Origin of the sequence: Nostoc sp. ChiSLP03a (assembly GCF_034531215.2) — a bacterium.
GTDB lineage: Bacteria > Cyanobacteriota > Cyanobacteriia > Cyanobacteriales > Nostocaceae > Nostoc.
This window is the reverse complement of the sequence record NZ_JAVRBQ020000051.1, coordinates 18,967-45,321: the sequence shown is the minus strand read 5'-3', so window position 1 is coordinate 45,321 and position 26,355 is coordinate 18,967. Positions and strand designations below refer to the sequence as shown.

Annotated in this window: 26 protein-coding genes and 2 pseudogenes; 12 read left to right on the top strand and 16 right to left on the bottom strand. The window is 40.1% G+C overall.

Going from position 1 to position 26,355, the window contains the following annotated elements; translation table 11 throughout:
• The 6 genes from RMY32_RS08735 to RMY32_RS08710 form a co-directional block, all read right to left on the bottom strand.
• Positions 1–1,249, bottom strand: a 1,249-nt coding sequence (locus RMY32_RS08735) for an NHLP bacteriocin system secretion protein (RefSeq protein WP_322713406.1), incomplete at its 3' end; no start/stop codon positions are given.
• 574 nt (positions 1,250–1,823) lie between these two features.
• Positions 1,824–2,075 carry a hypothetical protein gene (locus RMY32_RS08730; RefSeq protein ID WP_322666556.1) on the bottom strand — a complete coding sequence of 84 codons (252 nt, stop codon included), beginning with the start codon at positions 2,073–2,075 and terminating at the stop codon, positions 1,824–1,826.
• Positions 2,076–2,611: 536 nt separating this feature from the next.
• Positions 2,612–2,881 carry a hypothetical protein gene (locus RMY32_RS08725; protein WP_322666557.1) on the bottom strand — a complete coding sequence of 90 codons (270 nt, stop codon included), beginning with the start codon at positions 2,879–2,881 and terminating at the stop codon, positions 2,612–2,614.
• 1,361 nt (positions 2,882–4,242) lie between these two features.
• Complete coding sequence (locus RMY32_RS08720; RefSeq protein ID WP_322713405.1) at positions 4,243–5,136, bottom strand: lysophospholipid acyltransferase family protein; 894 nt, start codon at positions 5,134–5,136, stop codon at positions 4,243–4,245.
• Positions 5,137–5,212: 76 nt separating this feature from the next.
• Positions 5,213–5,836 (bottom strand): class I SAM-dependent methyltransferase, encoded by a 624-nt coding sequence (locus tag RMY32_RS08715; protein ID WP_322713404.1) that lies wholly within the window; start codon positions 5,834–5,836, stop codon positions 5,213–5,215.
• Between the two features lie 47 nt (positions 5,837–5,883).
• Positions 5,884–6,234 (bottom strand): DUF1772 domain-containing protein, encoded by a 351-nt coding sequence (locus RMY32_RS08710; RefSeq protein WP_322713403.1) that lies wholly within the window; start codon positions 6,232–6,234, stop codon positions 5,884–5,886.
• Between the two features lie 458 nt (positions 6,235–6,692).
• Here RMY32_RS08710 and RMY32_RS08705 point away from each other — a divergent pair, with 458 nt between their 5' ends.
• Positions 6,693–7,289: a hypothetical protein gene (locus RMY32_RS08705; protein WP_322713402.1), complete on the top strand. Its 597-nt coding sequence runs from the start codon at positions 6,693–6,695 to the stop codon at positions 7,287–7,289.
• 107 nt (positions 7,290–7,396) lie between these two features.
• Here RMY32_RS08705 and RMY32_RS08700 read toward each other — a convergent pair whose 3' ends face one another.
• Positions 7,397–9,073, bottom strand: coding sequence for an alpha-amylase family glycosyl hydrolase (locus RMY32_RS08700; protein ID WP_322713401.1), 1,677 nt, complete (start codon positions 9,071–9,073; stop codon positions 7,397–7,399).
• Between the two features lie 486 nt (positions 9,074–9,559).
• Positions 9,560–9,991: a nucleoside deaminase gene (locus RMY32_RS08695; protein WP_322713400.1), complete on the bottom strand. Its 432-nt coding sequence runs from the start codon at positions 9,989–9,991 to the stop codon at positions 9,560–9,562.
• Positions 9,992–10,005: 14 nt separating this feature from the next.
• Here RMY32_RS08695 and RMY32_RS08690 point away from each other — a divergent pair, with 14 nt between their 5' ends.
• On the top strand, positions 10,006–10,929 hold the full coding sequence (locus RMY32_RS08690) for a nucleoside hydrolase (protein WP_322713399.1): 924 nt from the start codon (positions 10,006–10,008) through the stop codon (positions 10,927–10,929).
• A gap of 167 nt (positions 10,930–11,096) precedes the next feature.
• On the opposite strand, the gene RMY32_RS08685 is transcribed toward RMY32_RS08690, so the two are convergent.
• The 3 genes from RMY32_RS08685 to RMY32_RS08675 all read right to left on the bottom strand — a co-directional run bounded on the left by RMY32_RS08685 (position 11,097) and on the right by RMY32_RS08675 (position 13,502).
• Positions 11,097–11,465, bottom strand: a complete 369-nt coding sequence (locus RMY32_RS08685) for a DUF1304 domain-containing protein (protein ID WP_322713398.1) — start codon at positions 11,463–11,465, stop codon at positions 11,097–11,099.
• 126 nt (positions 11,466–11,591) lie between these two features.
• A complete protein-coding gene (locus RMY32_RS08680; protein WP_322713397.1) occupies positions 11,592–12,623 on the bottom strand; it encodes a lipase family protein in 1,032 nt (343 codons plus the stop codon).
• A gap of 330 nt (positions 12,624–12,953) precedes the next feature.
• The gene (locus RMY32_RS08675; RefSeq protein ID WP_322713396.1) at positions 12,954–13,502 is read right to left on the bottom strand and encodes an NUDIX hydrolase; all 549 of its coding nucleotides are present in this window, start codon (positions 13,500–13,502) and stop codon (positions 12,954–12,956) included.
• 128 nt (positions 13,503–13,630) lie between these two features.
• On the opposite strand from RMY32_RS08675, the gene RMY32_RS08670 reads away from it, so the two are divergent.
• From RMY32_RS08670 to RMY32_RS08655, 4 genes and pseudogenes are all read left to right on the top strand, one after another.
• The gene (locus tag RMY32_RS08670) at positions 13,631–14,683 is read left to right on the top strand and encodes a dipeptide epimerase (RefSeq protein WP_322713395.1); all 1,053 of its coding nucleotides are present in this window, start codon (positions 13,631–13,633) and stop codon (positions 14,681–14,683) included.
• Positions 14,667–15,713, top strand: a complete 1,047-nt coding sequence (locus tag RMY32_RS08665; protein ID WP_322673221.1) for a DUF1611 domain-containing protein — start codon at positions 14,667–14,669, stop codon at positions 15,711–15,713. Before RMY32_RS08670 ends, RMY32_RS08665 begins: the two co-directional genes overlap by 17 nt.
• Before the next feature lie 76 nt (positions 15,714–15,789).
• Positions 15,790–16,059, top strand: coding sequence for a hypothetical protein (locus RMY32_RS08660; protein WP_322713394.1), 270 nt, complete (start codon positions 15,790–15,792; stop codon positions 16,057–16,059).
• 46 nt (positions 16,060–16,105) lie between these two features.
• Positions 16,106–16,773, top strand: a pseudogene (locus tag RMY32_RS08655) (Uma2 family endonuclease).
• A 38-nt stretch (positions 16,774–16,811) separates the two neighbouring features.
• Here the strand turns inward: RMY32_RS08655 and RMY32_RS08650 are convergent.
• A pseudogene (locus RMY32_RS08650) lies at positions 16,812–17,010 on the bottom strand (hypothetical protein).
• Between the two features lie 268 nt (positions 17,011–17,278).
• On the opposite strand from RMY32_RS08650, the gene mnmE reads away from it, so the two are divergent.
• The 4 genes from mnmE (at position 17,279) to RMY32_RS08630 (ending at position 19,849) form a co-directional block, all read left to right on the top strand.
• Complete coding sequence (mnmE, locus tag RMY32_RS08645) at positions 17,279–18,673, top strand: tRNA uridine-5-carboxymethylaminomethyl(34) synthesis GTPase MnmE (RefSeq protein ID WP_322713393.1); 1,395 nt, start codon at positions 17,279–17,281, stop codon at positions 18,671–18,673.
• Between the two features lie 70 nt (positions 18,674–18,743).
• Positions 18,744–18,968, top strand: a complete 225-nt coding sequence (locus RMY32_RS08640) for a hypothetical protein (protein WP_322713392.1) — start codon at positions 18,744–18,746, stop codon at positions 18,966–18,968.
• 147 nt (positions 18,969–19,115) lie between these two features.
• Positions 19,116–19,532 carry a XisH family protein gene (locus RMY32_RS08635; protein ID WP_322713391.1) on the top strand — a complete coding sequence of 139 codons (417 nt, stop codon included), beginning with the start codon at positions 19,116–19,118 and terminating at the stop codon, positions 19,530–19,532.
• A complete protein-coding gene (locus RMY32_RS08630) occupies positions 19,520–19,849 on the top strand; it encodes a XisI protein (protein WP_322713390.1) in 330 nt (109 codons plus the stop codon). Before RMY32_RS08635 ends, RMY32_RS08630 begins: the two co-directional genes overlap by 13 nt.
• A 75-nt stretch (positions 19,850–19,924) precedes the next feature.
• Here the strand turns inward: RMY32_RS08630 and RMY32_RS08625 are convergent, their stop codons facing one another.
• The 3 genes from RMY32_RS08625 to RMY32_RS08615 form a co-directional block, all read right to left on the bottom strand.
• Entirely contained in the window at positions 19,925–21,421 is a 1,497-nt protein-coding gene (locus RMY32_RS08625) for a DICT sensory domain-containing protein (protein WP_322713389.1), read from the bottom strand.
• 232 nt (positions 21,422–21,653) lie between these two features.
• A complete protein-coding gene (locus RMY32_RS08620) occupies positions 21,654–23,156 on the bottom strand; it encodes a UDP-N-acetylmuramoyl-L-alanyl-D-glutamate--2,6-diaminopimelate ligase (protein WP_322713388.1) in 1,503 nt (500 codons plus the stop codon).
• Between the two features lie 53 nt (positions 23,157–23,209).
• On the bottom strand, positions 23,210–23,485 hold the full coding sequence (locus RMY32_RS08615; RefSeq protein ID WP_322713387.1) for a glutaredoxin family protein: 276 nt from the start codon (positions 23,483–23,485) through the stop codon (positions 23,210–23,212).
• Between the two features lie 208 nt (positions 23,486–23,693).
• On the opposite strand from RMY32_RS08615, the gene RMY32_RS08610 reads away from it, so the two are divergent.
• Together RMY32_RS08610 and RMY32_RS08605 are read left to right on the top strand one after the other, a co-directional pair.
• Positions 23,694–24,659: a homogentisate phytyltransferase gene (locus RMY32_RS08610; protein ID WP_322713386.1), complete on the top strand. Its 966-nt coding sequence runs from the start codon at positions 23,694–23,696 to the stop codon at positions 24,657–24,659.
• A 3-nt stretch (positions 24,660–24,662) separates the two neighbouring features.
• A complete protein-coding gene (locus tag RMY32_RS08605) occupies positions 24,663–25,136 on the top strand; it encodes a tetratricopeptide repeat protein (RefSeq protein WP_322713385.1) in 474 nt (157 codons plus the stop codon).
• A 787-nt stretch (positions 25,137–25,923) separates the two neighbouring features.
• Here the strand turns inward: RMY32_RS08605 and RMY32_RS08600 are convergent.
• The gene (locus RMY32_RS08600) at positions 25,924–26,277 is read right to left on the bottom strand and encodes a hypothetical protein (protein WP_322713383.1); all 354 of its coding nucleotides are present in this window, start codon (positions 26,275–26,277) and stop codon (positions 25,924–25,926) included.
• Positions 26,278–26,355 lie beyond the last annotated feature (78 nt).

Sequence of the window (26,355 nt, the reverse complement as noted above, 5' to 3'; positions counted from 1 at the left end):
GCCCTTGTGACATAATAGCTTCTACGAATTCGGAATTGCCTACTACACTTAATGCACCTTCTTTAGTCACGGGAAAAGCTGAAACTTCTGTGACAGCACCGATGATGCCACCAAAACGTTCGCGTTGCACTGTACTAGGGGTAACTTGTAACTTCATCCCCGGTTGAATTTGCTTGCCATCGCCAACGGGAAAAAACGCCACACTCACAGGTTGAGCCGATCGCTGTTGGGCGGCGATCGCTCCTATGGGTGTACCCTGTAAAACAACTTGTCCTGGACTTGCCGAGATTTCTAAAACTCGTCCGGAGTAACTGCTCTTGACTAAGCTGTTGCTCGATAGTTGCAGTGCTAATTGAGCAATATTGCGCTGGACTTCCTGAATTTCTTTTTTGCGGTTGGTTAGGGCTTCTAAATCTTGTTGCGCCGCAGTCGCCTGTTTGCTATCTAGTTGTTTTAACTGAGCTTGCAAATCTTTAATTGAGTTCAAGTTCTCTAGGTATTGTCGTTGTGCATCTGCTTCCTTGACATCTAGTTGCTTGAGTTGCGATTCGGCTTCATTAATTTGTGTCACAGCATTTAAGTAGTCTTGCTGTGACTGTAGGACTGTATCGCCAGAAATTGCTCCCTGCTTCAATAGCTGCTGGCGGTTGTCCAATCTCTGTTTGAAGGTAGGCAACAGATCCCGCAGTGCTTGTAAGGTTTGGGTTTGGTTGGCGCGATCGCGTTGAATCGAGTTTAGCCCTTTCTCTCTTAAAATCGGGGTGAGCTTCTGTACCGCCTGAAGGTTTTGCTGTAAAGATAAGCGTTGCTGTTTAATGGCTTCTTTGTCTGCGTTTTGCCGCTGTAGTTGCACTAAGCTAGCAGCGCGATCTTCTGTTTGTAGTTGTTCTAATTTAGAGCGTACTAGTTGTAGCTGTTTGATCAGTTCGCTTTGGTCTAGCGTCGCCAACACATCTCCTCTAGTTACAAAGTCCCCAACCCGAACGTTGATTGTTCGCAATTTACCTGCGATCGGTGACTGGAATGAGGTAATTGTACTGGGATATACTATTATGCCAGTACCCGTTACTGTAATTGGGATTCGACCTAAAAAACTCCAAGTTAGCCCTGTTGCCACCAACGAACCAACAGCAACTAGAGGTAGCCACTTTTTCGGGCTGACTACCTGCATAATTTGATCTAGTTCTTCAGGCGAAGAAGCACGCTCTAAAGCTTCTTTGCGGAACAGGTCGCTTTTTTGCCTAACCACCGAACACCGTCCCCATTTCTATGGGAATGAAAGTAAAAAACAGTTTTGAGTGAGTACAATACTGCTGCTGCGATCGCTAGGAGTTGCAGTCTAAATAGAAAATACGCAATACAATTGTTTGCTTATCTGACAGTATTAATACTTAAAAATGGAAGTTAATATATCATATCATCTTATGAGAAATCGGAAAATTAGAAATTAAATATTTTTAAATTTTTGATTTTTTTAGACATGAATTTAATTATAAGCAAAGAAGCCTTAGCTCATAACTTCAGGAGAAATTCAGCCAACTTTTCACAGCATTTAAAAAAGGGTGTAAAGGTTTAGGGAAAATACTTTATTTAAACTAAAATAATCAATCCCTTGTACACCATCACACCTTTACACCATAATATAAAACAGAGGTTCTAGAACTCGTGAAAGGTCTACTTAACCGTAAGCGTCGCTTTCTATAGTAATCCCGAATCATTCGTGAGAAAATCCTGAGATAAAAATCCTTGTTTTACAAGCATTTCTAGCCTCGATTTATTTATTCTCACGTATCATTTAGGACTGCTATATCATTTGTCCTTGCTCAGATGTCGATCTCAATATTAAGTAGATCCTTAATATTAAGGCCAATCTTTAGACCACCAATCTTTACGCTTATGGAAACATCATCGTAAGGTTTTTCTGATGGAGGATATGGTAGGGCTGGTAGTTTCCATTTTGGTAATTCCAATTTTGGTGGTTCCCAAAGCCTTCCTCCTACGAGGGCAACTGTTTTTTCGTCATCCAACTCTGTCATAACTGCAAGCTCTTCTTGTTCAAGAGTGATGTTAGACATAACAAATCCTTCCATCTACAAAATGAATTTGGTCTAGCGAAATTCTTTCAGTCACTCAACCAAAAATTACACTAACTTCCGTTAATGTAACAATTTTGTAATCTTTACACGAAAACATTGACGGGTAGGTAAGAAGTAAGGGATAATAAGGAATGGTCGCTTACCCTTTGACCTTTCATATTATCCAGCTTACACCCGCCAATGTTCGCGTAACGTTGTTGTAAGTTGTGATGCCAGAAATAGTCAGACCACTATGTTATAAGATGTATGTACACTTATTCGTAAAGGTCGTCTCTAATCCTTTGTCAGTTGTTGGTAGCAATTGGCAAAGGATTACTGGTTTATAAGGGTCTTAACGAAATAATGTGTAAGTTGCATGCTTATTAGCTTAGTGCTGTAGTGATTTGTAGCGATGATACAAATCATGATAGAGAAATTTTTGGCAATACAAACTGTTAAAGTGACTTTTGGTGAGTTGAGAACTCAATGCAGAGTGTACTAAAGAAATAACTTAGTACCCACTATAATCAGCAGGACTAATATCTCACCCACGCCTTGTCGGCGCTGTACTCATTTTTAGCGGTAGCATTTCCATTGAATGATATTGCGGTAGCATTTTGCTGGACTATCGTTACGTTAGAGTTTTTGCCTATCTTTTTGATGTCAACGTCATTGTTATTGTCGACATCGATATCTACTTTTTTCGCTTTGAAATAGTCTCCGCCGCCTACAACTCCACTGATTTCTTCATCAGCTAACTCTGTCATTACTACGAGGGTTTCTTTCTCAAGTGTTACAACTGACATAAAATTACTTCCTTGTACAAAATGATTATTTGGATAGTGAAATTCTTTACTTAACCAATAATTATGGATAACAAAATAATTTAGATACTTAAAAAAGAGTATCTGCTGAGTTTTTGTTAACCTTGTCTTTAGAAAGTACTAAAATAGTACATCTAAAGACATTTATTATTGGTTATTTGTTGGAATTTCTCTATATTTAAACAATACACTTTTTTGAACGGAACTTTTATGAAGAAATAGTAAAGTTCAGAGCAATAATTTTAAAGACTAGCATTTTTAAATGTTATTAATATATGGATAAACTCAGAGTAATAAAAGCAAGATAAGTAAAGTAAGAAAAGTAAGAAAAGTAGAAATAATAAAAATAGTAATATGGTTATATAAACTATTGAGATACTAAAAGTAGAGTAGACGCTAAATTTACAAACAAAATTCTTTGAAAGTTAATTACATGTACTACAAAATATATAGCAATCCTAAATGAATGTAAGAAAATTTACTCACTGATAATCGCTGTTACCCTTGCTAAAAGTGGATTACAGATGATTACAGTAATCTCAAATTCTCAGAAATCAAATAGGGTTGCTATATAAGAATAGAGCTAATATCAAAATCTAAAATCAGAGCTTTAAACGGCAGTTGCCTCAAATTTGAGAACCCGCGTACAGTGCAGCCTCTGTTGTTTCTCATGAAAAGAGCAACTCTAAATTATTCGCAAACAACAAGATTCCCGACTTCTTTAAAGAAATCGAGAATCTTAGCCTTATGCGGCTTTCAAGCTGAGATTTTGTATCTTAATTGTTTGGAAAATACTACAATAAGTAGTCGGACAGAATTAATTGAATAATAGGGTATTAGCTCGACTTTATCTATTTTCTAGCAACGCGATCGCGCTTTGCTGAAACCTATATGTGGTGGTAGTTTTACTTTTTCGATTTCACTGTGAATCAGTGACATGGAAAAAGTTTTTGCCAAAAAGCTAGAGTTTTTGCCCTATAAGGAGAATAAGTTCTTAATTTTGGATAAAGTCGAGCTTAGGAAAACAAATACTTTGTAAACAAAATGCTAAGTATTAGTAGTGCTACATTTTTAACTAGGAGTTTGATGTTTATAATAGTTGTTATGTATAAAAAATACCTGACAATCTGCAATTGACCATCAGGATGTCGAGTTTGCCCAGCAAGTGCTAAAGGCAACGAACGGCAAGAAGAATGTCGATTAAGAAGAAAAGGGGAAGGAAAAAACTTTTAAGTAAGTCTGTGCAATAAAACCAAACTGTGTGAAGGAAAGTAAATAAGGCTCAAACTCTTTCTCCCCCTGCCCCCTACCTTATACCAAAACAAATTTTTACTCCGACATACTTAGCTAGATTTCTGAGTATCTCTAACCAAATTATTTAACTCTTCCTGCATTTGACTTTGAACTATTTCATAACAAGCATTCACATAGTTACGATCTCTAGCTGCATCTTGACCATATCTTTCAAAAATAATTGGATGACAGATACGAGTGTGAATTTGCACAGGTAAAGGAATATTTGGCAGAGGGCCAATAGACAAGCCCCAAGGCAAACCTAAGTAAATTGGGAAAACACCAGGGTCTAATTGATATAACCACGGCAATCCCCACTGATGCAATTGTTTGACGAAATCATAGCAATCACATAAGACGATCAAGCTATCATGAGCGCCTACCGAAATTACAGGAATAATTGGAACTTCTTGTTTTAAAGCCAGTTTGACAAAGCCTTGATGACCGGCAAAATGAATTTTATAGCGTTGGCTATGAGGACGAAACATATCATATTGTCCACCAGGATATACTAGAACGCTAGCACCCCGATCGAAAGCCGCACTAGCCATTTTGGGATGTGCAACAATTGCTCCGAATTTCTGGGCTAATCCTGCTATTTCTGGACTCACTTTCCAAGCGTAAGGGTGCATTAGACCATACACCAAACGCTCGGTTCCAAATCTCGAAAACCAATCGTACATCATCATTATTAAATCTGGAGAAGCCATTCCCCCATTGTGAGAGCCAACCAGTAGTACTTTTCCTGTTGTTGGTATATGGTGCCATCCATCAGTTTTTACTTGAAAGTAATAACGGTAAAACCATGACCATACAGGCATCAATGATTCAATAAACTGAGGATCTCGCTGTGTTAATGAGTGATGAATATTTTTTGAGAATTCTGATGTTAAAGTATTGTCAGCGCTGACAGAAATATTCTCTACCTGTTTTGGAAATTCCATAATTAATCGCTTATCTTCCATCACTCTTGCAAGTATCTCTACAATTGCTCTAAATTTGAATGCACCAAAATTGTCTTCACTTTTTCAACAAGATTGATACAAGTCTGGGTGGTTTATTTTGATCTTGTTCGTGCCACCACTCTTTGAAGTCTTCAATTTGGAAGCCATGAACTTTCGCTGTGTTAAAAAAGTCCGATAGATGATGCACAAATGCCGTAATCTCAACGGACTCTTGCTGTCTTTGAAAATTAGCTTTTGTTCCTTGATATTGCTTGAATGGATGAAGCTCACAGATGAAAAAGTATCCTCCTTTAACTAAGACACGAGATGCTTCTGAAAATATCAAGCTGAGGTCTTCGATGTGTTCTAAAACAAGATTACAAGTAACTAAATCGGCAGACTCATTATCACAAGTCCATTGCTTGGTAATGTCTTCGGTAATAAACACTACATTCGCAGACCTTACTTTCTCTTTTGCCTTTTCGATCATCTGTGCTGAAAAATCAATCGCACAAACTTTCAGAGCAATTTGTGAAAGCAAAAGCGTATTTTTACCTGTGCCACAGCCAATTTCTACGATTGATTTACACTTCAAATCCATCAAGGTTTCTCTGGTGACGATTCGATCGAGATCGCGCGTCAGATTTTCGTCAGCATCGTATGTGGCTGACCAATTATCGTATGCTGCTTGAATACTCATATAGCTTCATTTTGCCAAGCAAAGGGTATCATACATATCGATCATTTCTATTTCACCGTGCGATCGCACAGTCCGAGTATAACTGCTGCCGCAAGTGCTGCTATTGTCCGAACGTGGTTCCAGAACGTCCAATTGGTAAGATATTTAGCCCATAGGTTCGCGCCTTCAGTGCTATCCGGTTTGGCGATCGCTAAGGCATCATTCAGCGGCACATTAAACGCGATCGTCACTAGAACGGTGCCAATCAGATACAGGAGGCTACCGACAAGCAAATAGGCAGCACCAGGTTGATGCCACTTTAACACCGAGGAAATCGCTAGAAAGATGCAAGCCATAGCCGTTCCAAAGAGTGCCAACATGAACAATGGATTGATCGCAGTGATATTGATGGATTGCATAGCGATAATGCCCTCCTTTGGTTGGAGTCGTGCAAGGGCATTCATCACGAAAGTCGAGAAGGCAAAGAAGACGCCAGCCACAAGCGCACAGCCTAGTGCTGTGAAAAGCGTCAACGGAAAGCGCAAATTGTCAACAATTACCATTAAAGCCTCCTGTTAATACTGCCCAACGCCTTGTTCGCAGATGGTGTTATGTCACAATACGCTTGGGTTAAGGGTTATTAGTGTAGATGATTGGTCTTTCAAGACGTTAATTGTCATCAATACCTAAATATTATTAATTAGGTGTGTATAGAGTTGGATGTAATTAAGAAAAAAATTAATAAATCAAATTTATCTAATCACTTAAAAGCTTTATCAGTAAAGGTTTAAACCAGGTACGATCGCGAAAGGTGATTGCGAAGTCGGGGTTATCTCATTAAACTTTGAAGCTAGTGGTACGTGAAAGTATAAAGTGAATGAATTTAGATATCCGAAAGTCTGTAGTTAGACAATTTTACTCAACAGAACTTAATAAACTTTACGATTTATCAGACTCATTCTGTAATTTTTTTCCTGCGTGTCGAATTGCAAGTGTTCAACTATTAACCCTATCTACTGATATGGCTTTCAATTGTGTAGAGATTGAAAGAATTGAGCAAGATATTCCTCAGTCTGTAGTTAAAACTTATAATCGCCATCTTTGGTACTCTCAATACAGCCTCAGCAATCTGTACTTGGTAAAAATTCCTGTTGAATCTGAGAATTCGTTTGCTCTTCTAATACAAGGATATGTTGATGATGGATGGGACAATAGCGGTCGGTTTATAGAAATTTTCGATAAGCAAGGTGATTTTCTAGGAGCAGGTCGTTGTCACTATGAAGGTGTAGAGTGGCTTTCTCGACAACTTGACGGCAAAGACTTCTATACTCCGGCTCCTCCTTGGGTTGGTGATGAGCCTGGAGTTCAACCTGCATCCGAGCCGAGATGGTCTACTGAATTTCTCTCACAATACGCTGTTAATATTGAGCATAAAGGTTCAGTTACCCGCTATATGCTTCCTGGCGAAGATTAGCAAAATTTTCAACTGTACCAAGGCATGGCTTAATAATAAGTAGAGCGATCGCACTGCTTGCGACAATGTATTTACAACCTTTAGGCATTAACGAGCTACAAACTACATTACTGTGAATTTGAAACAAATATTTTAGCTGTATAGCTTGGTAAGTCAGTAACTAAACCATCCTCTTGAGATTTCACTTCTTGATTGCTAACCCAATCTCGCCAATACTCAGCAGTTGGAAAGTCTGAAATTTTATATTGATTTATATTTTGGTCGGAGAAATTTACCACGACAACGACATGAGAATTCTGCTCATTCCAACGGGTGTAAGCCAGCACTTTCTCAGCTGCATTTTCGTAGAAAAACTTAATATTGTCACTTTGCAAAGCTGGATTTTGCTGGCGTAGAGCAATCAACTTTTGATAATACTCAAATAAATCATGATTCTGGTCGCTTGACAATAAAGACCAATTAATCTTTTGCGGTTTAGTCACATCTTCGCTTTTTTGCTGATATTCGCCAAACTCGTCTCCCATCCACAGCATCGGTATACCCATCGCTGTCATTAACACAGCAGCAGCTAACTTAGCTCGTTCAAATGCGGCGGCGTCAAAGATGCTACAATTGCCTAATTCTCGTAATAGACGTTCGCGATCGTGGGTTGCCAAATAATTAATTACATTGGTTGCGATCGCATAACCCTGCTGTTTGGGATCTAAAATCTGCTTGAGTTGTTCTAATTCAAATGATTTCCCACAAATATATGGAACTAGAAAGTAGCGAAAACTCTCATGCCAACAAGCATCTAATGGCCCATTTGGTTTGACTACAGTGTTTGTATCGGGAATGTGTTCAGCAATGTTGTAAAACTGTTTGGGCGCAGCATAATTTTTCGCTTCCTTAGTCAGCCAGTTGAAAAATTCAAAGTTAGCCAATTGCCGCACTGCATCAAAGCGAATTCCATCAATGTGATACTCCTGAATCCAAAATTTTACCACATCGCCGATGTATTCCCATGCAGGTTTAATATTTAAATTTTTATCGTAATTATCATAGTTGAACTCTGGCCCCCAGTAATTATCTGGGTCTTCAGGATAATGTTTGTGTTCGTAATACCAGTAATTTCGATCGATTAGTATTAAAGGGCATTCTTCATCTGTATGGTTATAAATTCCATCCATAAAGACGCGAATGCCTCTACCATGACACTCGTCAATCAACCGCTTTAAATCTTCTGTTGAACCGTAACTAGATTCTGTAGCAAAGAAGTGGCGAACTTTATAGCCCCAGTTATAATCACCAGGGTACTCATTAACTGGCATTAATTCAATTGCATTAATTCCCAATTCGCAAAGATAATCTAACTTAGCAATTATCCCTAAATATTTGCCTCGCTCGTTAGAATCAACTTCATCATCAGTAAAATCGGCAACGTGTATCTCATATATGACTAATTCTCGGTTATCAGGCAACGGTATTTCATTGTTTTGCCAAAGGTAATTATCAACAATGCGTTGTCCATCTTGAATGCGTACTATGCCGTATTTTTCTGTTTCATCAACATCTGTCGCTTTAGGATCGATGATATCTATCCATTCATCAAGTGCAAAATTTGGGCTTTTGGTTTGAATGCGAAATTTATATTGATAAACGCCATCTTCCAGTTTGATTTTCGTGCGAAAATAACCATCTTCACCTTTTGACATCGGAATTTCTTTCCAATCTGAAAAAGACCCAATTAAAGCTGCTCCTTTGTTGCGAGGAGCAAATAAGGAAAATTCAGTTAAATTTGCCATTTTCACATTTTTAGATTTTAGCTAGTTATAGTAACTAAAATTATTGTGTAATATAAAATAATTAGTAGCTTCTTTCTTAAGTATTATCAATATTTTTCTAATTTCTTGGACTTCAGACAGATATTGCGATCGCTATGATTTTAGAGGTGCAATAGCTATCTAAATCATAACTACTTACGCGGACATGATATGATAGTTTTGCTCAATTGTATCTAGGGTTTCGCTCTCAAATTTGATTCCATACCTTCTGGAATTAAATGTCTATTTCAAGACAGGAAACACAGCGATTTTTCCTGGCATCACATTACTCTTGCTACTGGCTAATTTTAAAATATCTATCCTTACTTAAAAGGTGGATAGTGGGTAGTAGGAAGCAGAGGAGAAATAAATTCCAAATTCCAAATTCCAAATTCAAACATTTTAGAACTTCTGTCTACTCTGCCTCTTGTGTCCCATGCCAAATGACAAATGACAAATGACAAATGACTATTTACCAATATCTTCATTCCAAAGTTCGGGGTTAGTTTCAATAAACTCACTCATCATTTGTTCGCATTCGTCAAGATTAAGATCGATAACGTCCACACCGTGAGATACCATAAATTCTTTAGCACCAGGAAAAGTTCTAGATTCTCCAGCGATGACTTTTTTAATGCCAAATTGTACCACTGCCCCAGCGCAGAGGTAACACGGCATTAAAGTTGAATAGAGTGTTGTCCCTCTATAACTGCCAACTCTTCCAGCATTGCGGAGACAATCGATTTCGGCGTGGGTAACGGGATCGGCATCTTGCACGCGTTTATTGTGTCCTCTGCCGAGAATTTTGCCATCCTTGACAAGAACCGAACCAATAGGAATTCCCCCTTCTTGTCTGCCTTGTTTTGCTTCTTGAATTGCAACTTCCATAAACTCATCCATATAATTCTCCTTTTATGACAAAACAACTAGTATTAATGGATCACGATGGCGGTGTAGATGATTATCTGGCAACTATGCTGCTGTTGACGATGGATAGTATTGAACTCCTTGGTGTTGTCGTCACTCCAGCAGATTGCTACGTTCAACCGGCTGTTAGCGCCACACGTAAAATTATAGATTTGATGGGATTTTCTCATATCCCGGTAGCAGAAAGCACTGTGCGCGGGATCAATCCATTTCCTACTCTCTATCGCCGTGATTCGTTTATCGTTGACCATCTCCCCATTCTCAATCAAAGGGAAACCATTACTACGCCATTGGTTGCCGAAACAGGTCAAGATTTCATGATACAGGTGCTACGCGACGCCTCAAGTCCCGTAACGTTGATGGTAACTGGCCCTTTGACGACGGTAGCAGTGGCTTTGGACAAAGCACCAGACATTGAAGCCAAGATTCACAAAATTGTTTGGATGGGCGGTGCATTAAATGTTGGTGGCAATGTAGAAAAAAGTTTAGAACCTGGACAAGACGGTTCCGCCGAATGGAATGTTTATTGGGATGCAGTTTCAGCCGCACGGGTATGGCAAACCCAAATTGAAATTATTATCTGTCCTTTAGATTTGACTAACAATGTCCCGGTCACATCGGAGTTAGTATACAAAATGGCACGACAACGCCACTATCCCATCTCTGATTTAGCCGGACAATGTTATGCACTAGTTATCCCCCAAGATTATTATTTTTGGGATGTGTTGGCAACAGCTTATCTGGGACATCCAGAATTTTATCAATTGCGCGAATGGGAAACAGAAATTATCACCACTGGTCTTAGTCAAGGGCGGACTAAAGTAGTTCCTAGTGGTCGGAAAATTTATGCAATGGATAAGGTAGATAAAGAGGCTTTTTATGCTTACATCTTGCAGCAATGGGCAAGGTAGAAAACTAAAAATTCACATCGTAAAGAATAATGAGGCTGCCTGCAATTATAAGTCCTCGCTCCGTGCTAATGATAGCAGCTTATTCATTAGATGCTAAATTCATAACTGTAGCCTATTGAAAATTAACTTCATTTTGTTAGGCACTGCTCACCCACTCTAACGATGCTTTACAGTTTAAATTGAGAATGTGCTTGCCAAACAAGAATTAGAGCAATCGTTGCTGGAAGTGTTTGAAGTACGAGCGTTGTAGGCTTTAACGTGACTGCACCATAAAGGCCAGCAACGATAACACAAACTAAGAAAAATAGCCGAATCGATCTGTTTTGGTTAAAAGCCCCCCAGAGTAAACCAGCCGCCATAAATGCATTGTATAGTCCTGCATTATTGACAATTGGAGCGACTTGATGCGCGATATCAGAGGTAAATCCGAGTCTTTCATAGATAAAGGGGGTTTCCCAGAAAAACATTTCTACCATCGCAATGGCGACATGAATAACACTAACAATTGCAACAGCGATGGTAGTAACAGTTTTCATAATGCTCCTGATTAAACAAATCAATCTATTTTAGAACCAGAGCCTTAAAGTAGTACAAGATTTCAATCACTAACGCAGTGACCTTATCTTTAATTTTATCGACAGCTTCGCTAACCACGTTCGCAGTTACAGAGTGGTTTGTGATATTCCAAGCATGTATACTTCGTCTAGGTTATGATGCTTCTCCAAGGCAGCTTCATGAATAGTGAAGTAAATGGGTGTACCAGTATGCACATAGTCTGGCATTCTTCTTTTATTTCTGTCATACATTGCTTTGAAGAAGCCAAAAATTGGATTCGGATTTTTGTCCACTCCAGCTACTCCGCCAATTCCAAGCTCCGCTGTCAGTTTTTCTTCTTCTGATCTTGTATCCAATGGTGCTGGCTTTAAAACGTTTCCTGTTGGAAATGGCAGCATAGTGACAATATCTTCTGTGTTGGCAATCCGCCAGTGCCGAACACCCAACTTCTCAAAACTCATTGCAAAATTTCTGTCTCCGCACCGAGGGCTAGCAAAGGTGTACAGTTCAATGTTGTTAGGATTTGTAAAATGAGTGTTTTTAAGAATATCGGGAATTGCTAATGTTGCCAGTGCGCCACCTAAACTATGTCCTGTGACAAAGACTTTAGCATTCGGCGACTTTTGACTAATTTGATTAAGTGCATTAATGAGTTTCTCCCGTAGACTTACATAGATGCCTCTAAAGCCTGCTGTTACAAACCCAAAATCATCAATATTAGGGATGATAAGTGAACTTTGATTTTTCTGCACAACCCCATCTGCAATAATATCTACTTTATTACCAGCTTTATCCGTACTATCTTTTAAGGAAACAAGCTGAATATTCGCATCTTTGAACCATTCAACAAAGCCTCTAGTGCCACGGAAGATTACATATACATTGTCATTATTAGCTTCAGAGGCAACATATCCAAAGGGAACGCCCTTTTCTGCAAATTCAGTATCTAGCTGGTACAATTCCTTAAGCTTAAAATCCTGTAATTGTTGATTCGGTGATTTCTTTTTAAGCTCAAACAAATCAAACTGCTTATATGCTTGCTGAGTTAACTCTGCCAGCTTTCGAGCCATTTCACCATCAAAACCTATAGGGTAGGTATGGGCATTCAATTGAGAAATAATTACTCTGTCTATGGGCATAACTTCTACTTAGATATTAAGAACGGCTGGTTGGATAGGTTTTCTCGATTTAAAACCTTCAGTCTATTGAGCCTAAGCATACCCAAATCTTATACAAGTAATTACCGTATATTTATCCAAATTCTTACAGATATATATAAAGTTTTCAGTATATCCTTCGCTGATATCCATAATTTTTCTGAATAACAACCGTATCCGGACATTATACGGAAACTTTCTGAATGTCATTCTCTAGTAAAATGCCCAAAAAAGTTGCTGTAAAAGGTTCAGAATATAATTCGCCTCAAGCATTTTTCTTAAAGAACAGGAAAAAGCTACATTGATTATTAATTAAGTAATAAAATTTAAACCTAAAAAAAGAGCCGCTACAGTACCTGCTACAGAAATTTCTCCCTGAATAATTTTCTCTAAAATTGATTCTACAGGAATTAATACGACTTCAATATCTTCTGTAATATCTAGTTGTTGCTCTCCAACTTTACTCGCATTTTCTGCTAAAAATAAATGTATTTTATTGGTATCTTTACTCGGCTTATCGTATAAAGTTCCAATTTTTTTAAATTTTTGGGGAATATAACCAGTCTCTTCTCTCAGTTCTCTAATTGCTGCTATTTCTGCACTCTCTTTTGTCGGGTCGAAATTTCCTGCTGGCAGTTCCAAGAAAAATTCACCTACGGCGTGTCTATATTGCCGGACAAAAATAATTTCTCTATTACTAGTGATAGGTAAAATCATCGCAACTTCAGGCTTAATACTGACAAAATAATCATCTATAATTTTACCATTTGATAATTCTATTTCATCTTGCCTTACCTGACACCAAGGATTATCTAAAACCATTTTTGATTTTAAAATCTTCCATTTCTTTAAGTTGTTCATAAATAAAAATAATCTATAAAAACTTTAGTCGTTAATCAATGAATGTAAAAAAGTATAACAGATGTATCCGATAATCTAAATTTTGAACTTACACTGGCTTTTGCAATAACATAATATGTAAAATAAGTATGCAAATAAATGTAAAATTATTTACAGTAAACAAGAGATTTCCGCTGACTATTAGTCGAGGTACAACGGCACAGACAACAAATGTATGGGTGAGAATTTCACACGATCGCATCGAAGGCTGGGGGGAAGCATCGCCATTTGGTGTGGGTAATCATCGGCAATCAACTGATGCAATCAAAGACGCCCTACAGCAAGTTGTGCCTCTGTTACAAGCATTCAATCCTTTACAACGTCAGGAAATTGAGCAAGTTTTAACACAAAACCAAGTTCCTTCTGCTGCAAGGGCTGCCCTAGATATAGCAATGCATGACTGGTTGGGTAAGTGCGTAGGATTACCCTTGTGGCAACTTTGGGGACTCGATCGCAATCAAATAGTCCCGACTTCAGTCACAATTGGGATTAATTCACCTGAAGGCGCGAGGGCGAGAGCGCGAGACTGGTTACAATTTACAGATGTCCGTCTTTTTAAGGTGAAGCTAGGTAGCCCAGATGGCATAGATGCAGATCAAAAAATGCTCTTAGCAGTGCGAGAAGAAGCGCCAGAACTAGAATTTTTTGTTGATGCCAACGGGGGTTGGAGTTTAGAAGATGCGATCGCCATGTGCAATTGGCTGGCTGATTTAGGTATAAAGTATGTAGAACAGCCATTGCCACGGGGAGAAGAACCAAGTTTAGCAAAACTCAAACAACACTCTCCCTTGCCTATCTTTGTCGATGAAAGTTGTTTCACCAGCGCTGATATTCCCGATTTGGCAAATTACGTGGATGGCATTAATATCAAACTAATGAAATCAGGGGGGCTAACAGAGGCAATGCGAATGGTACATACAGCACGAGCATATCGGTTGCAAGTAATGTTCGGTTGCTATTCTGACAGTTCGCTAGCTAATACAGCAGCATTACAGCTAGCGCCACTAGCTGATTATTTAGATTTAGACAGTCACCTGAACTTAATTGATGACCCTTTTACGGGTGCATTGCTAAAACAAGGAAAAGTTTTGCCAAACGATTTACCAGGTTTGGGAGTACAACACAGTGCGTCTACCACTTAATCAACGAGTAGCTATCTTGCTACATGAAGGGACTATTGGGACTCACGGCAAAACAGGGCTAGCAATTTTACGTTACAGTGAAGCCCCAATTGTAGCCGTAATCGATCGCGAGTGTGCTGGTAAATCCCTACCAGAATTAACAGGTATCAAGCGCGATCTGCCGATTGTGGCATCGGTAGCCGCAGCCCTAGAGTACAAACCGGAAGTTTTAGTAATTGGTATTGCTCCAGGAGGTGGTGCTGTACCAGATGATTACTGGCTAGAAATTAAAGAAGCTTTAGAAGCGGGAATGTCTTTAGTGAATGGTTTACATACACCAATGGCAAGTATCCCAGAATTAAATGCACTGCTCAAACCAGGGCAACTAATTTGGGATGTCCGCAAAGAGCCATCTAATATTAGTGTTGCTAGTGGAATGGCACGTACTCTTCCATGTCGGCGGGTGTTGACAGTGGGAACCGACATGGCAATTGGTAAAATGTCAACTAGCCTAGAGTTACATTGGGCGTCAAAACTGCGGGGCTGGCGTTCTAAATTCCTCGCCACAGGGCAAACTGGAATTATGTTAGAAGGAGACGGTGTGGCTTTAGATGCCGTGCGGGTAGACTTTGCCGCCGGTGCTGTGGAACAGATTGTTATGCGCTATGGCAAAAACTACGACATCTTGCATATTGAAGGACAAGGTTCGCTGCTACATCCTGGTTCAACAGCAACTCTACCCCTAATCCGTGGTTCGCAACCAACCCAACTAATATTAGTACATCGGGCGGGACAAGTTCATGTCCGCAATCATCCCCATGTAATAATTCCACCTTTACCAGAGGTGATTCGGCTTTATGAAGCTGTTGCTAATGCTGGTGGTGCTTTTGGAAGTGTTTCTGTAGCGGGTATAGCACTGAACACAGCCCATTTAGATGAATCTGCGGCTCAGGAAAGCATCGCTCAAACAATAGCAGAAACGGGGCTACCTTGCACTGATGTAGTCCGCTTTGACGCCAATGTGCTTTTAGATGCGGTGATGAATAATTAACGTGAATTCGACGAGTGCTATTTTGACCTCTCCCCCAGTGGGGTAAAACTAAAGCTAAAACCTTAGTAAATCAGGTTTGGGGGGAGGTTTTGAGAATTTATGCAATAAATATATTAAATTCGGGCGATCGTTTATTGAATTCGGGCGATCGTTGATTGAATTTGGGCGGTCGTTGATTGAATTCGGGCGATCGTTTGTTGAATTCGGGCGATCGTTTGTTGAATTCGGGCGATCGTTTATTCAATTCAACCAGTGGTTAGGGTGGGGTAAAACCCAGATTATTGAACAACTTCAGACTTGTGTGTACACCGTAGGTGGGGGGGAGGAATGGAAGTGGGGTTTTTAGAGCCTAGAACTCACGTTAAACTTATAGCACTGACACACTTGTTGCCATGTCTGTCGCCCAAGATTTAGAATCCCCAGAAAATGTTATATTCCCCCAGGGGATTTATATAGTGACGAACCGCCTTTAGAAACTGACTTGCATCGGTTGCAAATGACACTGCTCATCCAATGTTTGGAGTGGCTGTGGCAAAATCGCAAAGATTTTTATGCATCGGGTAATCTCACCATCTACTACAGTCCACGCCAGCGCAAATCAGAAAATTTTTGGGGGCCAGATTTTTTTGTCGTACTGGAAACTGAACGCAAACCCCCTAAAAGTTGGGTTGTCTGGGAAGAAGAAGGCAAATATCCCAATGTGATTATAGAAATTATCTCGGATAGCACAGGCGACACTGATAAAGGCTTAAAAAAACAAATTTACCAAGATATATTTCGCACACCAGATTACTTCTGGTTTGACCCAGAAACGTTAGAATTTTCAGGGTTCCATTTGCTGGATGGTGAATATCAACCCCTAGAACAAAATCCCCAAGGCTGGTTATGGAGTCAACAGCTAGGTTTATATTTAGGGATTGTTCAAGAAAAATTACGCTTTTACACTCGTGAAGGAGAACTGATTCCCACACCGGAAGAAGTAGCACAATACCAGAAACAACGTAGCGATCGCTTGGCAGCAAAACTGCGAGAATTAAATATAGATCCAGATATCATTTAACTTCCACGCTGTCCTGCTTGTGCCTGTTAGCTTGAATGCTATGGATCTTCAGGGAAAACCCATTTTGGCGGTTCCATCATTTTTTTTTGCAGACGTTCTTGTGCCAACTCCAGCATTTTCTCTAAGGGAGTCTCTTCAATAAATTTTGTGGCTGATTCTCTAAACTCGATATTGGGGTTTATCCCCTAAAACACACCCATTAACACAGGCTACAGCGCAGTTAATCTTTTGCTCCACAGTACATTCCTCTCTCTAAAAGTTATAAGTTATAAGTTGTGAGTCATGATTTTAATCTCTAACTCTTCACTGTTAACTCTTTACTATCAGGCATGACCTACAGGTAAATTTTACCTTGCCAGTTGGTATTTCATTAGTCTAAATACTCACTATTTAGAAAGTTATGAGTTATGAGTTATGAGTTATGAGTTATGAGTTATGATTTTTACTCCTCACTCCTCACTCCTCACTCTTCACTTCTCACTCCTCACTTTTATAAAGGGCGCTCATGTCAGAACTGTTTGCTACTACTGAAACTATAGCCGCGATCGCCACTGCTGTTGTCCCCCAACAGGGTAGTGTTGGGATTGTGCGGGTATCCGGTTCTCAAGCAATGGCGATCGCCCAAAGTCTCTTTCATACACCAGGGCGACAAGTTTGGGAAAGTCACCGGATTCTCTACGGTTACATTCGCCATCCCCAGACGCGACAAATAGTGGATGAAGCTTTGTTGTTGATGATGAAAGCACCCCGTTCTTACACCCGTGAAGATGTAGTGGAATTCCATTGCCACGGGGGAATTATCGCAGTGCAGCAAGTGTTGCAACTGTGTTTAGAAAATGGCGCTAGACTAGCGCAACCGGGAGAATTTACTCTCCGCGCCTTTTTGAATGGACGATTAGATTTAACTCAAGCCGAAGGTATTGCTGATTTAGTGGGAGCTAAATCGCCCCAAGCTGCTCAAAGTGCTTTAGCTGGTTTACAAGGAAAATTAGCTCATCCGATTCGGCAGTTACGCGCTAACTGTTTAGATATCTTGGCAGAAATTGAAGCTCGGATTGATTTTGAGGAAGACTTACCGCCGTTGGATGATAAAGCAATCATATCAGCAATCGATCGAATTGCCGCAGAAATAACTAGGTTATTACAAACCAAAGATCGAGGTGAGTTGCTACGCACTGGTTTAAAAGTGGCAATTGTCGGGCGTCCGAATGTGGGTAAGTCGAGTTTATTGAACGCTTGGAGCCGGAGCGATCGCGCCATTGTAACTGATTTACCTGGTACAACCCGCGATGTTGTCGAATCTCAGTTAGTTGTCGGCGGAATTCCCGTACAAGTGCTAGATACAGCGGGGATTCGGGAAACAACAGACCAAGTGGAAAAAATTGGCGTCGAGCGATCGCGTCGTACCGCAAATGCAGCTGATTTAGTCTTGCTTACCATCGATGCTTCCGCAGGTTGGACAGAAGGCGATGAAGAAATTTATCAAAAGGTACAACACCGTCCGTTGATTATAGTAATTAACAAAATCGATTTAGTAGAAGAAAGTGAAAGAACAACTCTTCAATCTAAAATCTCAAATCCAAAATCCAAAATTGTCACAGCCGCAGCCCAAAATCAAGGCATTGATGCTTTAGAAACAGCCATTTTAGAAATAGTTCAATCGGGAAAAGTGCAAGCTGCTGATATGGATTTAGCCATTAATCAAAGGCAAGCAGCAGCCTTAACTCAAGCTAAAATATCTTTAGAACAAGTGCAAGCAACAATTGTTCAGCAGTTACCTCTTGATTTTTGGACAATTGACTTACGAGGTGCTATTCAAGCTTTAGGGGAAATTACCGGAGAAGAAGTAACAGAATCCGTTTTAGAGAGGATTTTTAGTAGATTTTGTATTGGTAAATAAACTAGACAAGTATCAATAAAAAAATAAAAAATTGTAATATTTATGTCTAATTTTTAATTGTTATAATATAATGCTTGATACAATTCCAGTTCGAGTTCTTGGTTGTCTTAGACCAGGCATAATCACGGTTATAGCCTTTCCCGGTGCAGGAATGTTAGATGGTGGGTTACTAATGGAGTTACCAACTGAAATAATTCCAGTAAAGCTACGAATGCCAAATAGTGAATTTATAGTAGTTCGCAATAAACAAAGTGGAGAGTTTACACAGGTGTTGCCAAAAGATTCATCCAAATAACATTATGTCTTTTATCAATAAGATTAATTCTGTAAACGGATTAATTTTAAAAACCAATCCAGGTAAATTACCAGTGTAAACTATTTGCTTTAATAAAATTTTTATAGTTGCTGCAAAACTGCCAGTGAATATATTTATAATTAAATTATGTCAGCTAAAGATATTTTTCATACTGCTGTTTGTTCAGCTTTAAAAAAGGATGGGTGGACTATTACCCATGACCCTCTATCAGTTAAAGTTGATGAAATTGAATTTTATGTAGACTTAGGGGCAGAAAGAATCTTAGCTGCTCAAAAAGCTGGTCAAAAAATCGCAGTTGAGATTAAATCTTTTATCGGTGCATCGGAAATTAGTGATTTTTATGTCGCTTTAGGTCAGACGCTCACCTACCGTTCAGCATTACGGAAAAAGTACCCTGAACGAATTTTATACTTAGCTATCTCTGAAGATGTTTATCAAGACTTTTTTATTCGGCCATTTATTCAAGAAATAATCGCTGAACATCGGCTGAAGCTTCTGATTTTTGAACCCATTAAAGAAGAGGTTTTGCTATGGAAAGAATAAACTACCGTGAATTAGTGCAGACAATCCTGAAACGTCATTCAATTCACCACTCAAATGATGATACAGAAGTACAGTTAATTTTTGATACAGAGCGCAACCATTATCAAGTTCTTCATTTGGGATGGGAAGAACTGAGGCGAGTTTATGGTTGCATCATCCATATTGATATTAAGGACGGCAAAATTTGGATTCAGCGCGATGGAACTGAGACCGGAGTAGCAAATGAGTTAGTAACTGCTGGAGTGCCAAAACAAGATATTATTTTGGGTTTTCATGCTCCTTATAAGCGAAAGTTTACTGAGTTTGCACCAGGTTAGGCAAAATAACTGTAGGAGTTATAAGTTATGAGTGATGAGTTATGAATTTTTAACTCATCACTTATAACTCATAACTCATAACTCATTTTCTGTCGCGATCGCTCTTGGGATATTACCAGCAGTTGCCAGTTGCACTGTAAAGGTAGAACCTTCAGATAATTTACTTTTTACAGAAATAAATCCACCACAGCGCAGCAGCGATTGCTGTACTATCGTTAACCCTAACCCAGCACCACCATAATCTTCGGTTGCTGTTGTACGCACGCGATAAAAGCGATCGAAAATTTTGGGAATTTCGTTTTCCGCAATACCGATACCTGTGTCGCGGAATTCTAATTGGACATAATCGCCTTGATTACGGGCACGCACCCATACTTGACCTCCATTAGGAGTAAACTTAAGACTGTTGTGCAACAGATTAATTACAATTTGTCTCAGCTTACCAGTCATGCACCAAACAGATGGAAGTTCAGTTGGTACGGTGTAGGCTAGCATAATTCCTTTTTCTTGGGCTACAGGTTGGTAGGTACTAACTACTCCAGGTACTATATCTGAGAGACGCACCAACTCCAAAGTCGTCCCGTCCAAATTTTGTTCTAGCTGCACCAGTTCCAAGAAACCAGTAATCAGGGAGTTTTGCCGATCGCACTGGGTATTTAACATCTGTAAATAACGTTGTCGTTGCGGGGGTTTAAGATTAGGGGAATTTAATAATGAAAGTGCTGTTTTCATGTGCGTCAAAGGTATACGTAGTTCCTGACAGACATTTTTCAGATATTCATCTTTGAGTTGCTCTTTGTTGTGCAGTTCTTGATTTTGTTGCTCCAACTTATTAGTGCGTACTGTGATGATTTGACGATTAATTTCATCTTGTCGGAGGAGTTGTTTTGCCAACAGTTGATTCATCAGTACAGGTTGGGGCACGGTTGGACAAATAAAACTAGCAGGTATTGAAGATGAAGATGATTCTGGTGCAATCGCCTGTTGGATACTATTTAATACTTGCTGAATTACTCTCCCCTCAACAGTAGTTACAATCAGCAACGGCTGGTTTTTATTAGTATTTACCTTCCCCGATGTCTGATTTTTACGTTTTTTAAGTGGTCGATGAGCCAAAATTAAACTGCAAAACTGTGGCGATAACACCATCAGAAAGTTTTCCCGTCGCATTTGGCTATCTGGTGGTAGGTGAACAGGAATGTGATAGGGGGACAAGGAGGATGAGGGGGACAAGGGGGACAAGGGGGACAAGGAGGTATTTACTTTTTCCTCTCCCTTGTCTCCCCCTGCTTCCCCTGCTTCCTTTTTCCTACTCTCGTCAATCTGGCAACTATAAATGAGACTAGACACACCTACCGAGGATTGATAACGCGCTAATTCTGATTGCCAAATTTTATCTGGTGGTAGCTTCACCCAGAGAGTCGCTGCAATTTGCTGCTCAATGAGTAAGTCAATTTGCGCTCTCACCAGTGATAGCAGAGTAGCAGGACTGAGCGACAATGGTTTCGGAGGCGCTTGCACTCCCATAACCAGTTGATAAACAGACAGATCCTTAGCCAAAGAAATATTCATGAGTCAAGCACAACTTGGATGAAGCAAGAAATAATTCTGTCTTCGATTTTCACCTTTATATGTGCATTTTTTACAAAATCACCACGGAAAGAAACATTAACTATAAAAAACTCTACTTAGACGGGACTGGGGACTGGGGACTGGGGACTGGGAACTGGGAACTGGGGACGGGACTGGGTACTAGGAGAATAACCAATGCCCAATGCCCAATGCCCAATGCCCAATGCTTAAATTAAGCTTGGACGTTAAGTCTTTCGTGTAAAGCGTCGCGGGCGTGTTCTCGGTCGTCAAAATGGATTTTTTCGGTGCCGAGAATTTGATAATCTTCGTGACCTTTACCAGCAAGCAATACTCCATCACCGGGTTGTGCTTGTAAAATAGCGGTACGAATTGCGATCGCCCGATCGCAAATTACTCTTGGCTGCACTGTGTCAGCGATTCCCGCCAAAATATCTTGCAAAATCCTTTCTGGATCTTCAGTTCGAGGATTATCTGATGTTACCACTGCCACATCAGCTAACTCAGCAGCGATTTTACCCATTTTTGGGCGCTTGGTGCGATCGCGATCGCCTCCACAACCAAATACACAAATCACTTTACCAGGTATAAAGGGACGCGCAGCTTTCAATAAATTTTCCAAGCTATCGGGCGTGTGGGCATAATCCACAATCACGCTAATATCTTGCTCAGTACTAATCTGTACGCGTTCCATCCGTCCGGGAACTCCAGGGAACTCAGGTATCACAGCTGCCACTAACTGCAAATCTAGCCCTAAGTGTAAAACTGCTCCTACGGCTGCTAAAAGATTTTCTAAATTATATTGTCCGACTAGGGGCGATCGAAAAGCTACATCACCTTTTGGTGTATGTAATGTCCCACTCACACCATTCGGCTGATAACTTAAATCGCTCATCCATAAATCAGCGCTGTTGTCGTTGACGCTGTAACTCCAAACCCGTTCGGAATCTAACGAGGTAATTAACCGCTTCCCGTAAGCATCATCAGCATTAATTATTGCCCTTCCTTTGAGATAATTAGGACTAAACAATAACGCTTTGGCAGCAAAGTAATCTTCCATGTCGCTGTGATAGTCGAGATGGTCTTGAGTAAGATTACTAAATACCGCCACCTCAAATTCACAACCCAACACTCTACCTTGAGCCAAAGCGTGAGAACTGACTTCCATCACCCCAAACTCACTCCCAGCCTTCACCGCCTCTGCTAGCTGCTGTTGCAGTTCCACTGCAAAAGGGGTAGTGTGGGCAGCAGTTTGCTCAAAACCTGCCCAACGAGTGTAGAGAGTTCCCATCAAAGCTGTAGCTAAATTAGCTTTGTTGAGGAGAAATTCAATTAAATGAGTAGTTGTAGTTTTGCCATTTGTACCAGTCACGCCTACCAACTTGAGTTTTCGCCCTGGATAACCATAAAAAGCACTGGCTATCTGCGCGCAAGCTTGAGTGATGTTGCTTGCACTAATGACCACAGCCTGATTTGTGGGAGGATTTTTTTGTGCAGCTTCGGGAGAAACGATCGCAGCGACAGCCCCCGATGCGATCGCACTTTGCCAAAATTCCCCACCATCAACCCGCGTTCCTGGCATCCCAATAAACAAATCTCCCACACGACAAGCATGGGAATTCGTCTTTAAACCCCTAACTTCCACATCCTCTAAAGTTGGATAACTAGGCAATTGCTCAACACTGTCTACCGCTGTTAGTAATTCCCGTAATTTCATTTTGTGAACCTCGTCACATTCTTGATCTTGCGCTTATTCTGCATTATTTTTTTCTAATTGGCTAAATATTTACGCAACATTTGCTCCAACTGCTGCACGTTAGCACGAGGAGAAGGACGCGGCAATGGTTTTTCCTCTGCGTCCTTGGCGCCTTGGCGGTTCGATAAATAAAGCACCGGCACCTCATACTCATACGTAGCAAACCAATCTTCACGAGTCGTAATATCCCTAACTTCCAACTCGAAACTGAGATTTTGGATTTGTTCTAGCTTTTCTTGCAAGCCTTCACATAAATGACAGCCGGGTTTACTGTATAAAATTAATCGCATTCTTGATATGAGTTGGCGCAAGAAGTTATAAGTTTAGAATAACGTAGACGCTTCTCCTGTCGGAGACGCTACGCGAACGGCTTGTCGCAGCTACAGCAGAGGGCACGGAGGAGAAGGATAAAAGCTCATTGATTCATGAAAGTAGTCTAATGACCAAATTCTGTGACAATGATTAACAACCAACCAGAATACTGTATTTAAGCTACTCATGAGCCAAAGTTCTCAAAACAGCCCTTTACCAGGCAAACCTGTTCAATCATATTTCCAGTGGTTATACGCCTTCTGGAAATTCTCTCGCCCTCATACGATTATTGGTACAAGTCTGAGTGTTTTGGGTTTATATTTAATTGCCATTGCCATCAGTAGAGACGCGATGAATCTTGTCTCTACGTATTCTCTATTCCCTGTTTTTGGTGCATGGATTAGTTGTCTGTGTGGCAATGTTTATATTGTGGGGCTGAATCAATTAGAAGATGTAGAAATTGACAAGATTAATAAGCCTCATTTACCCTTAGCGTCTGGTGAGTTTTCTCAGCAAACTGGGCAATTAATTGTCGCTTCTACTGGAATTTTGGCGCTGGTTGTGGCGTGGCTAACTGGCCCGTTTTTATTGGGTATGGTAGCAATTAGTTTGGCCATTGGTACTGCTTATTCTTTACCGCCAATTCGCTTAAAACAGTTTCCTATTTGGGCGGCGCTGTGTATTTTTTCGGTGCGCGGTACGATTGTTAACTTAGGTTTATATCTGCATTATAGTTGGGCGTTGCAACAAAGCCAAACAATTCCGCCTGTGGTATGGGTGCTGACGTTATTTATTTTGGTGTTTACCTTTGCGATCGCCATCTTTAAAGATATCCCCGATATGGAAGGCGATCGCCTCTACAATATTACTACTTTCACCATCAAACTTGGCCCCCAAGCTGTGTTCAATCTGTCTCTTTGGGTAATAACTGCCTGCTATTTGGGAATAATTCTGGTTGGGGTGCTAAATGTCGCCTCAGTTAACGCCATATTCCTGATAGTTACTCATTTGGGGCTGTTGGCTTGGCTGTGGTTGCGGAGTTTGACGGTAGACTTACAAGAGAAAAGTGCGATCGCTCAATTCTACCAATTTATCTGGAAACTCTTTTTTATGGAATATCTGATTTTTCCTATCGCCTGTCTTTTGGCTTAAACAATGCTAGAAACCTTTCCCACTAGTTCGATTATCGCTGCTGTTGTAGTTGTTCTGAGTCTGTCAATCCTTGGCTATTTTGCCTGGAAAACTTTGATTACCTCAGACTTGTTTCAAAAAGGTATCAATCTTGCCCAAGCAAAAGATTACCAAGGTGCAGAAGCGGCCTTTCGCAAAGTGATTTCCATCAACTCGACTAATGACGTAGTGCGCTTGTTTTTGGGAGATGTTTTAAACCAGCAAGGACAAGTCGAAGAAGCAACAGAATTATTTCGGGAAGTAATTCGCCGCAGTCCGAAAAATCCTGATGCTTACTTGCGTCTGGCGAATATCCTTATGCAGCAAGAGCGAGAAGAAGAAGCTAAAACTAACCTGCAACAAGCTAAAGATTTATTACAAAAACAGCGCCAACCTGAAAAAGCTAAAAAAATCACTCAACTGTTAGATAAAATGAGTGCTAAGTCAAACGAATCTTAACTTTAATGAGAGTTGCAGATATTAAGTTTTACTGTTGTGTCTCCTAATTTTTGCCATTCCCATCATTATGGTGAGAATGGTTTTTATTTGGTAATTCACTGTTGTAAACCATAATTATGTCTGCAATTTCTACAAGTTTGACCGCTCTCTTCATAGCCGTTACAATTGCGATCGGATGCGCGACAAGCTCCATAGCCACAATTAATTGATTTAGGCTTAATAAAAGAAAATCTTGGAAATTTTAAATGATTTATCTTTGTAAAATAGCGATGATACTAACAGCCTTTTTGTTTTGTAAAGACATATTGTAGTCTTCTTAAGCAGTAAAAAAATTAGATCCACTGTATCAGTAATATTTTGGTAAATGCGATTTTTTAATCAAAATTGGTGCGAATACACTGGGCTAACATTAGAGCAATTTTTGGGTTCTGGTTGGTTGGCTACATTGCAGCCACTATTAAACTTATGGAAACAAAAGTGTCAGCAATTACCTAAAAACGACTTTTTACTTTTAATAAAGCACCATCTATCAATACTCCGGACAGTTTTAAGTTGAGCCAATCGACAAGAAAGCTATCGATCCATTAGGGTGCTGATTAGAAGAAACAAGCACTGGAACGATAGCTGTATGGAAATTATACAATGACCTTTTTGAATTTAGAATAGCTGCGTAATCTTGAGTTAACACATTCTCATGCAAGCCCAGAGAGCCGTAGTATATCATCCTCGCGATTTCTGATAAAACTGGCGATCCTATCTGCAACGTCAGGATCGCACCCGATGTGATTCAATGCAGAATCTTATCAGGGAAAATCTCAATACCTACATGAAGTTCTTTGTACAGTTTTTTGTACAGCTTTGAAAACTTCAATAATGCTTGCTTCTGGTCTCCATTGCCTAAATCAGCAACAGCCCCAAGCAGGAGTTGCAGTAACTCGTTAGCCCAAACAATTCCCCCTACTGCGAATCCTGTGACTATAGCACCACCAGCAACAGCAGAAGCAGTGCTTGCTAAACCATTGGTAACTACACTTTTGGATACTAATGCTCCCCCTTTTAAGACTACGGCTGATGAGCTGTGAGCGGCAACCCAATGACTAACTGCCACTAATCCTTTTACTATGAACGCTTCTATTAGCATGACTTATTGCCTTTTTTCGAGTGTGTACATATTGTTCGTAATGTCTCTGCGTTATCAAGGTAGTTGCGAAGAAGAGAG